General features: G+C 46.1%; 14 protein-coding genes and 1 tRNA gene. 12 read left to right on the top strand and 3 right to left on the bottom strand.

Going from position 1 to position 11,793, the window contains the following annotated elements; all coding sequences use genetic code 11:
- The first annotated feature begins 1 nt into the window (after window position 1).
- Window positions 2-1,030: a dipeptide ABC transporter ATP-binding protein gene (locus N4A56_RS12030; protein WP_293671023.1), complete on the top strand. Its 1,029-nt coding sequence runs from the start codon at window positions 2-4 to the stop codon at window positions 1,028-1,030.
- A 99-nt stretch (window positions 1,031-1,129) separates the two neighbouring features.
- Here N4A56_RS12030 and infA read toward each other — a convergent pair whose 3' ends face one another.
- From infA to N4A56_RS12015, 3 genes are all read right to left on the bottom strand, one after another.
- Complete coding sequence (infA, locus tag N4A56_RS12025) at window positions 1,130-1,348, bottom strand: translation initiation factor IF-1 (RefSeq protein WP_020001012.1); 219 nt, start codon at window positions 1,346-1,348, stop codon at window positions 1,130-1,132.
- Between the two features lie 73 nt (window positions 1,349-1,421).
- Window positions 1,422-1,498 (bottom strand) — tRNA-Met (locus tag N4A56_RS12020).
- 219 nt (window positions 1,499-1,717) lie between these two features.
- Window positions 1,718-2,383, bottom strand: a complete 666-nt coding sequence (locus N4A56_RS12015; protein WP_295547597.1) for a metallophosphoesterase — start codon at window positions 2,381-2,383, stop codon at window positions 1,718-1,720.
- 206 nt (window positions 2,384-2,589) lie between these two features.
- On the opposite strand from N4A56_RS12015, the gene N4A56_RS12010 reads away from it, so the two are divergent.
- The 11 genes from N4A56_RS12010 to N4A56_RS11960 all read left to right on the top strand — a co-directional run bounded on the left by N4A56_RS12010 (window position 2,590) and on the right by N4A56_RS11960 (window position 11,770).
- The gene (locus N4A56_RS12010; protein WP_295547594.1) at window positions 2,590-3,168 is read left to right on the top strand and encodes a 5-formyltetrahydrofolate cyclo-ligase; all 579 of its coding nucleotides are present in this window, start codon (window positions 2,590-2,592) and stop codon (window positions 3,166-3,168) included.
- On the top strand, window positions 3,159-3,911 hold the full coding sequence (locus N4A56_RS12005) for a polyphenol oxidase family protein (protein ID WP_293671026.1): 753 nt from the start codon (window positions 3,159-3,161) through the stop codon (window positions 3,909-3,911). Before N4A56_RS12010 ends, N4A56_RS12005 begins: the two co-directional genes overlap by 10 nt.
- Window positions 3,912-3,923: 12 nt before the next feature.
- Window positions 3,924-4,478: an aminodeoxychorismate/anthranilate synthase component II gene (locus N4A56_RS12000; RefSeq protein ID WP_293671027.1), complete on the top strand. Its 555-nt coding sequence runs from the start codon at window positions 3,924-3,926 to the stop codon at window positions 4,476-4,478.
- The gene (locus tag N4A56_RS11995) at window positions 4,450-5,820 is read left to right on the top strand and encodes a chorismate-binding protein (protein WP_295547591.1); all 1,371 of its coding nucleotides are present in this window, start codon (window positions 4,450-4,452) and stop codon (window positions 5,818-5,820) included. The genes N4A56_RS12000 and N4A56_RS11995 overlap by 29 nt, the downstream gene beginning before the upstream one ends.
- Entirely contained in the window at window positions 5,817-6,587 is a 771-nt protein-coding gene (locus N4A56_RS11990) for an aminotransferase class IV (RefSeq protein WP_293671029.1), read from the top strand. Before N4A56_RS11995 ends, N4A56_RS11990 begins: the two co-directional genes overlap by 4 nt.
- A 475-nt stretch (window positions 6,588-7,062) precedes the next feature.
- Window positions 7,063-7,980 carry a GTPase Era gene (gene era, locus N4A56_RS11985; RefSeq protein WP_293671030.1) on the top strand — a complete coding sequence of 306 codons (918 nt, stop codon included), beginning with the start codon at window positions 7,063-7,065 and terminating at the stop codon, window positions 7,978-7,980.
- A gap of 119 nt (window positions 7,981-8,099) precedes the next feature.
- Window positions 8,100-8,834 carry a YggS family pyridoxal phosphate-dependent enzyme gene (locus N4A56_RS11980; protein ID WP_295547589.1) on the top strand — a complete coding sequence of 245 codons (735 nt, stop codon included), beginning with the start codon at window positions 8,100-8,102 and terminating at the stop codon, window positions 8,832-8,834.
- A 21-nt stretch (window positions 8,835-8,855) separates the two neighbouring features.
- Window positions 8,856-9,617 carry a flagellar motor protein gene (locus N4A56_RS11975; RefSeq protein WP_293671032.1) on the top strand — a complete coding sequence of 254 codons (762 nt, stop codon included), beginning with the start codon at window positions 8,856-8,858 and terminating at the stop codon, window positions 9,615-9,617.
- 36 nt (window positions 9,618-9,653) lie between these two features.
- Complete coding sequence (locus N4A56_RS11970; protein WP_293671033.1) at window positions 9,654-10,523, top strand: flagellar motor protein MotB; 870 nt, start codon at window positions 9,654-9,656, stop codon at window positions 10,521-10,523.
- A gap of 3 nt (window positions 10,524-10,526) precedes the next feature.
- The gene (locus N4A56_RS11965; protein WP_293671034.1) at window positions 10,527-11,255 is read left to right on the top strand and encodes a flagellar motor protein MotB; all 729 of its coding nucleotides are present in this window, start codon (window positions 10,527-10,529) and stop codon (window positions 11,253-11,255) included.
- A 35-nt stretch (window positions 11,256-11,290) separates the two neighbouring features.
- The gene (locus N4A56_RS11960; RefSeq protein ID WP_293671035.1) at window positions 11,291-11,770 is read left to right on the top strand and encodes a flagellar basal body-associated FliL family protein; all 480 of its coding nucleotides are present in this window, start codon (window positions 11,291-11,293) and stop codon (window positions 11,768-11,770) included.
- The last annotated feature ends 23 nt before the right edge of the window (window positions 11,771-11,793 follow it).

The following is an 11,793-nucleotide window of genomic DNA, read 5'->3' as shown; positions in this document are numbered from 1 at the left end:
GATGAGTAATACACCTCTTCTTAAAATTAAAAATCTGGTAAAACACTTCGATATTTCCGGCGGCTTTCTTGACCAGCTTGGGTTCGAAGGAGGCAAGCTTACACGCAAAAAAACAGTTGTTCATGCTGTAAACGATGTGAGCTTTGAAATTCAGAAAGGCGAAACCCTTTCTGTAGTAGGTGAGTCAGGCTGTGGTAAGTCCACACTCGCACGTACCGTCATCGGTTTATACGAACCGACAGGCGGACAGGTTTATTACCGTGGCGAGCGTGTGGACAACAAGTCCGGTGCAGAGCGTAAGGAGTTCCGCACAGCAGCACAGATGATCTTTCAGGACCCGTACGCGTCATTAAACCCGCGTATGAAAGTTTCTCAGATTCTTGAAGAACCTGTACGTTTCCATTTTCCGGAATACAGCGACGCTGATGTTAAACAGCGTGTTGCAGACGTAATGGAGCAGGTAGGCATCAACCCTGTTTGGGGCGAACGCTACCCGCACGAATTCTCCGGCGGTCAGCGCCAGCGAATCTCCATTGCCCGAGCACTTGTTCTTGAGCCAGAATTCATCGTTGCTGACGAGCCAATCTCTGCGCTTGACGTATCCATTCAGGCTCAGGTGCTTAACCTGATGATGGACTTACAGCGTGACCGGAACCTGACATACCTCTTCATCAGTCACGACTTATCTGTTGTTGAGCATATCTCCAACAGAGTAGCAGTTATGTACTTAGGTTCATTGTGTGAACTTGCAGATGCCAAAGAGTTATTTTCCAACCCGCAGCATCCATACACAAAAGCATTGTTGTCCGCGATTCCTCGCATGGGCAAAAAAGGCTTTTCACACATCAAACTTACCGGTGATGTACCGACCCCGATCAGCCTGCCTACCGGTTGTGTTTTCCATGGTCGTTGTCGCCTTGCAAACCAACGCTGTGTTAATGAAGTGCCACACGCAATGACACTTGATAATGGTACAATCTGTGCTTGTCATGCTGTTCAGGAAGGTCGTGCAACGCACATTCCATCATAATTCCAGCACACAATACACAATAACAAAGCCCGCTCTGAAAAATTTCAGAGCGGGCTTTATTCGTTACGCTTGAACAAACGAACGCCTTATATATCGAACCTAACGTGGACGGAAAGTAATGCGACCACGAGTAAGATCATAAGGTGAAAGTTCTACAGTAACTGTATCTCCTGGAAGTACGCGAATACGGAATTTACGCATTTTACCGGAGATGTGTGCGAGACATTCATGACCGTTTTCGAGGCGAACGAGGAACATTGCGTTAGGCAACGCTTCCATAACTTCACCGTTTACTTGAATGGCTTCTTCTTTTGCCATCTGCGATCTCCTTTATTTAACGCCGGGAGTACATAACACAATAACCCCCCTGCAATGCAGGGGGGTTAAATATTGGTAGCGGGGGCAGGATTTGAACCTACGGCCTTCGGGTTATGAGCCCGACGAGCTACCGAGCTGCTCCACCCCGCGTCATAGCTTGTTTACGATGCGGTTCTTGCTCTGAAAGCAATTCCCTCTCGAGGTGGACATAACTATACGTCCTGAGCACAACTGTCAATATTTTTTTTCTAAAAAAAACTAATACAAAAAGCAGGTGCACTTTAGTTTATTACATAACATACTTATCTTATGTATAATTTGCCATGAAATGGACTATATAAAAAAGCAGAACAACGTACCGTCAGACCGCTATTCCAGTATACACAGCTCCGCCTGCACGGCAGCGCCTTCAATAGTAATCTTTGCATACCCACCAGCAGAGAGCATTCCTGTATTGATTACAGTAGTTGCACCAATGGTATCAGCGGATCGCGCCTCGTGAATATGTCCACATAACACTAACGGTGGCTGTTCTTTCTCAATAAACGCACGCACTGCCTTACTGCCTACATGTACGCCGTTCCCCAAGTCATCACACTTTGTTCCGAACGGCGGATCATGTACGACAACAACTGTCGCATCATACTGCGATGCCTGCGCGTAGGTCTCATCCAGCCATGCACCGAGTGTTTCATCCGGTGTTTCAGAAGGCGTATTAAATGGCGTAATACCAGAAGTGCCAACGCCCATGACACCTACAGAAGGCGTTAACTCTGCAACTGTCCTATGAATATTACAGCCCAGCTCCTGCAAGAACTCCGTTACTTCCGGTTTGTCCATATTGCCGATCTGAGCATAGATAACAGGGTTAATCGCCGCTACTGCGTCAATAACACGACGCGCAGCTGGCGCGCCTTTCGCCATGGTTAAGTCACCACTAATAATAACACCGCTTGCCTGCGCAAGTTCCGGAATATCGGTAAGGCGTGCAACTTCATCATGAATATCACCAATACAAATCCAAAAATCACTCATTATACACTCCGTAACCTGCAAGAGTTTATGAAATTTTTTCCCGCCCCACATAGTTGACTCAAAAGCAATCATTTGCAACCGTTGATGCCTGTTTTTCTTCAGTCAGTGCAGTAAAAGTGTTGAGCATGCATACTACACATGCTACGCAAGATTGAACATATACTCACATCTCATGCCATTCTACCCAGCTTTATTCAGGAGAAATTGTGACAAAAGCAGAATTACGCAAAAAGCTCCTTACCGAACGACAAAATCTTGATGCAATTTTTGTTCAGGAGGCATCCATTCTGGCGCAACAAAACCTTATGGCTGACAACATCTGGAAACAGTCACAGCAAGTCATCATTTATTCGCCAATACGCAACGAGTTACGAACAGATTTACTCCTGAATGACATATGGGCTTCCGGCAGAAAGCTTCTTCTCCCCCGCTGCGACGACACTAACGGGCAAATGTCCCTTGTGCATTGCAAGGGCGAGCACGAGCTGGAAAAGGGAACATATGGCATACTTGAACCCCGCGCTCACTGTACTGTGGTCGATTATGATGACCCTGAATTTTCGCCTTCCCTTGTTATTGTTCCCGGCGTAGCATTCGATGCCACAGGAAACAGACTTGGCTTCGGCGGCGGATACTATGATAGAATGCTGAGCAGGGCAGCTTTTAATCATGCAACCTTTGTTGGATTGGCTTATTCTTTTCAGATAGTCCCAGCGCTAACAACTGACCCTTGGGATAAGACTATGCATGCACTGTGCACTGAGGAGGCTTTGCAATGGCTGTAGGCGGCATCAATTTTTCGTTTCCGGGCATTCCACATGTCCGCTGTTTTTTTCAGAATCGTCTGGGCGGCGAAAGCACAGGCGCATACATGGCTAGCAACATATCCATGGATGTCGGAGATAACCCCAAACACGTTGTCTACAATCGTTTGCGTCTGCAAAAAGAACTTGGGATTCGCTCATGGTGTGAACTGAAACAAGTGCATGGGGATATCGTCGAATTTGATCCACCTGAAACGCCCTCTGGAGAAGCTGCCGTATTGGAAGCAGACGGGAGCGCCACCAGCAAGCCGAATAAGGCACTGATAATTAAGACGGCAGATTGCCAACCCGTATTGTTGGCACACAAAAGCGGCAAATACATTGCGGGGCTGCATGTAGGCTGGCGTGGCAACCGTATTGCATTTCCTGTTTCAGGCGTAGAAGCATTCTGCACAAAGTACAGTATTTCCCCTTCAGATGTTTTTGCAGTGCGCGGCCCTAGCCTAGGCCCAGCAGAAGCACAATTTATCAATTTCGAAAATGAATGGGGCGTAGAATGGGTGCGCTGGTTCAACAAGGATACCAAGATGATGGATTTATGGCAGTTGACAAAGCACCAGCTCCAGCTTGCAGGAATCCCAGAAAAGCAAATTTTCAGCCTTGACCTTTGCACCAAAACGCTTGAAGACGATTTTTATTCGTACCGTCGTGACAGAGTCACCGGAAGGCAGGCTTCTGTCATCTGGATTGATCCGGAACTGTAACAGGAACGAGCTGTGCACATTGTATTGATTGATAACAACGATAGTTTTACCCGCAATCTGGAACATCTTCTTGTGGCGGCTACGTCCTCTAAGCCGGACATTATTTCCTACGGCGAGGATGGAGCAGCATTACAGGGCTATCCGTTCGCAAACTACGATTTAATCGTTATTTCACCGGGACCGGGGCATCCAGACGAATACAGTGCATACGACTATGTTTTTAAAAGCGGCAAACCCGTACTAGGCATCTGCATGGGAATGCAGATTATCAACCGCTTTTTTGGTGGAACCACGGACAGACTTCCCAATTGTGTCCACGGTAAAACAGACTCGCTTGAACTTGACGACGGAACATTACGAACAGTCGCTCGCTACCACTCTCTCTACCTTTCATCCATTGGCGACGGATTACAGGTTACAGCAACCTTGGCAGGGAGTGACATCCCCATGATTATCGAACACAAAACCCGCCCTATAATGGGGCTTCAGTTCCATCCTGAATCGTTTCTAACGGATCAGGGTGAGTGGTACATACACCATGCAATGCGCTTTTTCGGTCTTTCTTGAAGCAGGCAGAGTACAGCGATCAAAACTCGCCGCACTGTTCAACGGATTTGCGACTATCTATGATGCCGACATGTTTTTATCCGGTGTTACAGATGACGATACTCCGCTTCGCCGTTCTGCAAATAAATGCATTATCGGCATAGACCCTGTCGCAGAACTCATTGTGCAGCCGCAAACTACGCGGGAAGAGATCAAATCCTTCTGCTTTGACACGGGGAGCGAGTCATTCGGCTACCTTTCGTACACCTACGGATTAAAAGAACGCGGCATTCACTCAGATAAGAAAAACGACCTCCCTCTTGGGCATTTGCGCCAGTATTCTATTCTCATCACAGTAGATATTTCGACAGGGCTGCTTGAATGCTCTGCCCTTGAAAGTGCTAACACTCGTACGTTACACCGTCTGAAAGATTTTTGTACCACCCCGCCGCGCCTGACAGAACTTTTACCGGAATGCAGCGAATTTTCGACGCCAACGCCCTCTATGAATCGTGATGAATACATTGATGGCGTACAGAAGGTACTTGAACACATCCGCAGTGGCGACACGTACCAACTCTGCCTTTCCTCGTCCTTTTCCATGAAGGTTCCAGAAAGCTTCAGTACCACAACAGCTACAAATTCAACGCAAACGTCTCCACAGTGCGATGCTGTCGGGTTGTTTCTGCACCTCTGGCAAAACTATCCCGCTGCGTACTATACGTGGTTCACATCAGAAGATGTCAAAATTATTTCAACATCACCAGAATGCTTTTTACGGGTAGAAGAAGGAACAATCACCTCTGAGCCAATCAAAGGTACTGTTGCCTTCGATACCTTTTCCGAACAACTTCTCACAGATCTGCGCGAGTCTCCCAAAGAAAGTGCTGAACTTTCCATGATTGTTGATCTTATTCGAAACGATATCTCCGCACACTGTGACTACGGCTCTGTTTCTGTAGAACGGCATAAAGACATATTTACTGTCGATAACATGCTGCAAATGTATTCAATTGTGAAAGGAACCTTGAAAAAGGAATCCACATGTCTCGACTTATTATTTGATGCTTTCCCCGGTGGTTCAATTACAGGCTGCCCAAAGTTGAGGACAATGAAAATAATTGAACAATTAGAACCACATAGCCGCGACTTATACTGCGGTAGTTTTATTCATATCAAAAATAAAACCACCATGAACTCAAGTATTGCAATTCGCACCGGATGGTTTACACATGACCATAGTGGTATACAATTGTTCCGGTATTTCGCAGGAAGCGGGCTGGTAATCGACTCTGTGCCGGAGCTAGAATTCGACGAAACTATCGCAAAAGCCGAAAAGTTTCGAAAGGTGCTATCGACATGACCTACTACAGATCAGGTAAATATCATGATGAAGACGGAGTAATGCAACATATTGCAGCTCCGTCTTTTCGTTTTGGGGCTGGAGTTTTTGAGACAATTCTATTTAACGGCAAAAGCTTATGCTACTTCAACCAGCACCTGGACAGGCTGGAAAGCTCGCTGGAGAAACTCGGTTTCATTGTTCCGCAATTAGACTATGCTGAAATCGTGATGGAAGTCATTGACCGCAAAAAACTTGCCGGTCAAACCGCCCGTGTCAATATATTCGCACTGATTGACGAGCACGAGACAGTAGACCCTGTTATCACAGCTGCTCCATACACCCCGCAACTAGAGAAAATGTACAAGTTATGCACGGTAACTGACGGCGCGCAACATCCTCTGCTTGGGCACAAGACTATGAACTATATGTACAACTGGTTGCAACGCCGCTCTGCCATTCAAAAAGGCTATGACGACGCAGTACTCCTTGCGCGCGATAATTTAGTTACCGAAACAACAACAGCCGCGCTTTTGTTCGGTGATGGTGAACGGTTTTGTGTGCCCGGCGGCAAATCCCGCCTGCCTTCCATCGCCCTTGAAGCAGCACGCACAATACTTCCTGTCTATGACTGCTCAGTCCGATCTTACTCTGTAGGTGACTTCCGCTACGCCTATGTTTTGAATTCACTAATCGGCATGCGACCTGTAACAGCCATTAATGGAACACGATTTATGCCGGACGACCATAGCTGTAAAACTGTCACAGAAAAAATCTGCGGTTGCTAAACTGCATGTACAATTCCCAATAGTGTCAGCAATTACTCACAAAACGTGACCGTTAAGGCTAGTAATCACCATTTACCAAAGAACAATAGTGATATTTGTTATAAAAGGAAGCGTTTACTATTTGATGCCGCACACAATAAACGCTACAGTTACAAAATGCACACAACGTCTTCCGCTTGTGGTTTACCACTTGTTGTGAGCATCAGACATTTTGGCGCCCAAGCCGCGATGTCTAGACGCTCCTGCCAGCAATGGCTGAGAGTCTCCTCGCGCAGGGATGCAGAAAACTAGCTAGATTCTGCATCCTTGCTTATTCCCAGCAACTTCGCATTCTTCGTAGACTATTCCATAATCTTCCATTTGCTGTATCGCCTCAACATGGGTATATTTACCGATGACTTCTTGACTTTATATGAAGTCCTATTGCACATCTAAGCAAACTAATTTGTCAGAAAATTGATGGAGAAAAATATATATGAGTAACACAGAACACCGCTGCGGTTGGGTCGCAATGATGGGACCACCTAACGCGGGTAAATCAACTATGCTTAACGCATACTTAGGGCAGAAAGTAGCTATTGTTACCCCTAAGCCACAAACTACCCGAAATCAGGTCAGCGGTATCCTGTCCAGTCCAGACTCTCAGGTTATCTTCATGGATACCCCGGGTATTCACCAGCTTCGCGGTAAAATGAACAAAATTTTGCTGCAAACTGCATGGCACACATTAAGCGGTGCAGATGTAGTTATGGTTGTTCTGGACGGTTCCCTGTACGTTGACCGTCCCGGTGCATTCGATAAAGATATCGAACCGTTAAAAGAAGCAATTCTTAACGAAAAACGTGCTGTGGTAGTTGCTGTCAACAAAGTCGACAAGTTCCGCGATAAAGCAAAAATGCTTCCGCTTCTCGAAAAGCTGAGCGCACTCTGGCCTAATGCGGAAGTGTTCCCTGTTTCTGCAATGCGTAGAGATGGTCTTGAGCCTATGCTTGAGTACATTAAGAAGCATCTCCCTGTTTCCGAAAAGCTCTACCCAGAAGATCAGCTTTCAACCGTGCCTGTACGCTTTATGGCTTCTGAAGTTGTGCGTGAAAAGCTCTTCATGGAACTGCGTCAGGAACTTCCGTACAACTGCGCTGTTGAAATTGAAAAATGGGATGATACCGGTGAACGCGTCTTTGTAAACGCCGTCATCTATGTTTCCCGCAAGAGTCATAAATCAATGGTGATTGGTAAACAGGGACAGAATCTTAAAAAAGTGGGCACAGAAGCACGTAAAGAGCTTCAGGAAATGCTTCGCCAAAAAGTTCACCTTGAGCTTTGGGTAAAAGTACGTGAAGGCTGGACTGAAGACCTCAGCTTTATGCGCGTACTTGGTCTTTCTTCTTCCTAGCTGCACCACATCAGCGATCATAGGCGGCTTTTGCCGCCTTTTTTATTAGGGTGTCAAAACCCCGTTACTTTCTTGCACCGGCGCTGGGTAATAACCGCCGGAAAAATGGATTACGAACTATGAACGAATGTCATATTGACAGCGCTGCAATTATTGCCCGTTACGATGCTGTGGTGGAAAAAGTGGCGCAAGCCGCACGTAACGCAGGGCGCAACCCTGAAGATGTTACGTTAATTGCCGTTTCTAAACGCCACCCTGCCGAAGCAATAAAAATACTCAACAATCACGGACAATTAGACTTTGGAGAGAACTACGTTCAGGAAGCTGTTGCAAAGCAGGAAGAACTGGCGCAATGCAATATCAACTGGCATTTCATCGGGCATGTGCAGTCTAAGAAAGCTAAAGACATTGCAGGGAAGTTTACCCTTATCCATTCTGTTGATCGTTTAGTCTTGGCACAAAAACTGCAAAAACGCATGGAGATGCTTCCCGTTTCAAGTTTGGACGGTGAACGAAAAGTTCAGGATATTCTGCTTCAGGTAAATATCGGCGAAGAAGCGCAAAAGTCTGGTGTAGACAAAGACGGACTTTTTGAACTTGCTGAACAGATTATGGCGTTTCCACAACTGCGTATTTGCGGATTAATGGGTATGCCACCGGCATCTAGTGTTGCAGAAAAGGCACGTCCTTTCTTCAGTAATTTACGCATACTGCGTGATTCCCTGTCAACACACATCGGCATCCCAATGGAACACCTGTCTATGGGTATGACACAGGATTACGTGCAGGCAATTGAAGAAGGCGCCACATTTGTACGTATAGGAACAGAAATTTTCGGCCCGCGTCCTTACTAACACGCGAAAAAAGAGCATTCTATGGATTTGGCAACGGTTCTCGGGATAGTAATCTCCTTTGGTCTGGTTCTCTCTGCTATCATGATGGGTGGCAGTCTTCTCATCTTTATTTCCATACCGTCATTACTTATCGTTCTTGGCGGCACCATTGGCGCAACGCTCGTTAACTATCCGCTAAAGCGCGTTGTTTCCGTAATGAGTGTTTTTAAAAAGACACTCTTTGCTACCGAGCTTTCTCAGCAGGAAACTATCGATCAGTTCAAAGACTACGCTGACCGCGCACGTAGAGAAGGTATTCTTTCACTTGAACCGGTTATCAACAGTATTGACGACCCGTACTTAAAAAAAGGTCTGCAACTGACTGTTGACGGTCTTGAACCGCAGGCAATTCAAGAAATTCTTGAATCTGAAATTGCCAACACCGAAGCCCGACACAGCGATGGGCAGGATATTCTCAAATCTTTCGGTGAATATGCACCTGCACTGGGTATGATCGGTACTGTTATCGGTCTTGTACAGATGCTGCAAACAATGAACGACCCAAGTTCCATTGGCCCTGCTATGGCGGTTGCGCTTATCACCACATTCTACGGTGCCTGCCTTGCTAACCTTGTGTTCATCCCGATGGCTGGCAAGCTTAAGTCCCGTAGTAATGCAGAAATCCGTATTAAAGAAATGCAGCTTGAAGGGGTTCTTTCCATCTCTCGTGGTGAAAACCCTCGAATTATTCAAGAAAAATTATCCTGCTTCCAGCCTATCGGCGATCGTGAAGAAGCTGCGTAGCGGCTCCCCAAACGTTTCAGGTAACGGGAGTACGTAATGGCTAAGCGTAAAAAGAAACAAGAAGAAGGTGGCGGCGCTTCCTGGCTAATCACCTTCTCAGATATGATGACACTCATGCTTACATTCTTTGTGTTGCTTGTAAGTATGGCTGTTACAGACGAACGACGTAAGCTTATTGTGCTGACATCCGTCACAGGTGCTTTCGGTGAAGGGCAGGGAAACCTTAACCCTGCTTCTAAAGAGAACACGCAACAAATCGTTGACCCCGGTCCTATGGATCTCAAAACAAACGATTTGTCACCGCTCAAAGATTTGCTGTGGGAAGATGAACAGGAAGATTTGAACTTTCAGGAAAACCAATATGTTCAAATTTTCTCTATCAGCGAAGATGTTCTCTTTGAACCGGGAACCACACAGTTAAGCAGAAGAGGCATGGTATTGCTTAACCGCATTATGCCGTGGCTTATGCGCATCAAACACCCGCTGCTTCTTGCCGGACACACATCCGCACTGCGAGATGAAGCCGGAGTAGACTACGAAGTATCATTCTCGCGCGATAAAGAACTTTCACCTACGTGGAATATTTCGTTCATGCGCGTTATGAGCATATACAGCTACCTGAAACGACGCGGTATTCCTTCAGACAACATGATGGTGGAAGCTTTTGCTAACTATCATCCACGTTGGAGTGATAACACGCCTAAAGGTAGAAAGAAAAACAGGCGCGTAGACATTGTGCTTGATAAACGTAACATGCAGTGGATTAAAAAACTGGAAAAGCTTACGCACGAAGCACCTGCTAAGAAACAACAATTTGATTTCAAAGATTTCAAATTTAATCTAAAGGTTCGCGAAGGCGGCGCTCAGCTCTCCGGTGAAGACGGTTCCTCGCTAAGTGGAGTGTAACTGATGGCTCGTGAAAAAAAGCAAGAAGAACCAGAAGGAATCCCCGCGTGGCTGGTTACGTTCTCTGACCTTGTAACTCTGCTGCTCACATTTTTTGTGTTGATTCTGAGTATGTCCTCTATGGACAAAACAATGCTTACAGAATTTAACCCGTTTGAACGTGGATTTGGCGCTATCAGTTATCATGGCTCCGGACGCGTTCCACAAAGAATTAAATTAGTTTTAGACCTCATATCTGACCCGAAGTCGGCATTTGAACAACGAGACAGAATTAAAGACTTGTTGTTTCCAGAAGATATTCTTCCGCCGGATATTGATATGAGCACGCTGGATCGTAACTTACGCATCCTGCAAAAGCCGGAAGGTGTTGCCATTGTACTCACAAATAACCTTGTGTTTGAACCGGGCAGCTACACACTTACACCTTCTGCAAAAAAATTGCTCTCGCAGATAATGCTGATGCTGCAATATACATCAGCAGATACAAATATTTCCGGTCATGCAGATAACACCGGCACCAACACCGCCGCCAACTATCCGCTGTCTGGAAAACGCGCCATGTCCGTACTTGAATTCTTTTTGGCTCAAGGGATTGAACCGGAACGCTTTTCAGTAAGCGGCTACGGTTCTGACAAACCCATTGAATCGAATGCGACAGAATACGGACGAGCGCAAAATAGACGAGTAGAAATTTTAATTAAAACAACCCAGCGTCTTGGACGCTACATATAAGAGACTGCTGCAAGAAACTGCAAAGGAGCTGTATCGTGATTGAAGAAGGAAGTGAGTCTAAGAAAAAAAACGGCAAGATGAAATGGATCATCATGCTTTTGATCCTTCTCCTATTGGGAGGCGGCGGATACTATGCTTACACAACGTATTTTCAGGATTCTGCCGAAACACCTGAGCAACAGGATGTTCAGCTGGAACCTGCTGATTCATCAGATTCTCAGATAATCACGCTGCCTACTTTCCTTGTAAACCTCTCTGACCCGCTCGGACGTCGTTACATCAAGCTTACTCTTGATGTAGAGGTTGCAAGTCCAGATGCGGCACAGGTTCTGGAAAATGCTGGAGCAAAAGTACGCGATGCTGTTATTCTGCTGCTCTCCAGCAAATCCTATGCAGACCTTGCATCACTTGAAAGCAAGCTTCTGCTGAAAAATGAACTGGTAACGCGCCTTAACCAGATCATTGGCAGCTCTAAAGTTGTGCGTGTGTATTTTACCGAACTGGTTATCCAGTAATTTAATTTGCAATAATTCCCTTT

It is taken from the genome of Halodesulfovibrio sp. (assembly GCF_025210605.1).
Lineage (GTDB): Bacteria > Desulfobacterota > Desulfovibrionia > Desulfovibrionales > Desulfovibrionaceae > Halodesulfovibrio.
This window is presented reverse-complemented; position numbering and strand designations above follow the sequence as displayed.

What these genes read in the sequence shown, in the direction of transcription:
- N4A56_RS12030 (WP_293671023.1), top strand. Translation starts at nt 2, where the DNA reads ATGAGTAATACACCTCTTCTTAAAATTAAAAATCTGGTAAAACACTTC.
- infA (WP_020001012.1), bottom strand. Translation starts at nt 1,348, where the DNA reads ATGGCAAAAGAAGAAGCCATTCAAGTAAACGGTGAAGTTATGGAAGCG.
- N4A56_RS12015 (WP_295547597.1), bottom strand. Translation starts at nt 2,383, where the DNA reads ATGAGTGATTTTTGGATTTGTATTGGTGATATTCATGATGAAGTTGCA.
- N4A56_RS12005 (WP_293671026.1), top strand. Translation starts at nt 3,159, where the DNA reads ATGGCTGTAGGCGGCATCAATTTTTCGTTTCCGGGCATTCCACATGTC.
- N4A56_RS11995 (WP_295547591.1), top strand. Translation starts at nt 4,450, where the DNA reads ATGCAATGCGCTTTTTCGGTCTTTCTTGAAGCAGGCAGAGTACAGCGA.
- N4A56_RS11990 (WP_293671029.1), top strand. Translation starts at nt 5,817, where the DNA reads ATGACCTACTACAGATCAGGTAAATATCATGATGAAGACGGAGTAATG.
- era (WP_293671030.1), top strand. Translation starts at nt 7,063, where the DNA reads ATGAGTAACACAGAACACCGCTGCGGTTGGGTCGCAATGATGGGACCA.
- N4A56_RS11980 (WP_295547589.1), top strand. Translation starts at nt 8,100, where the DNA reads ATGAACGAATGTCATATTGACAGCGCTGCAATTATTGCCCGTTACGAT.
- N4A56_RS11975 (WP_293671032.1), top strand. Translation starts at nt 8,856, where the DNA reads ATGGATTTGGCAACGGTTCTCGGGATAGTAATCTCCTTTGGTCTGGTT.
- N4A56_RS11970 (WP_293671033.1), top strand. Translation starts at nt 9,654, where the DNA reads ATGGCTAAGCGTAAAAAGAAACAAGAAGAAGGTGGCGGCGCTTCCTGG.
- N4A56_RS11965 (WP_293671034.1), top strand. Translation starts at nt 10,527, where the DNA reads ATGGCTCGTGAAAAAAAGCAAGAAGAACCAGAAGGAATCCCCGCGTGG.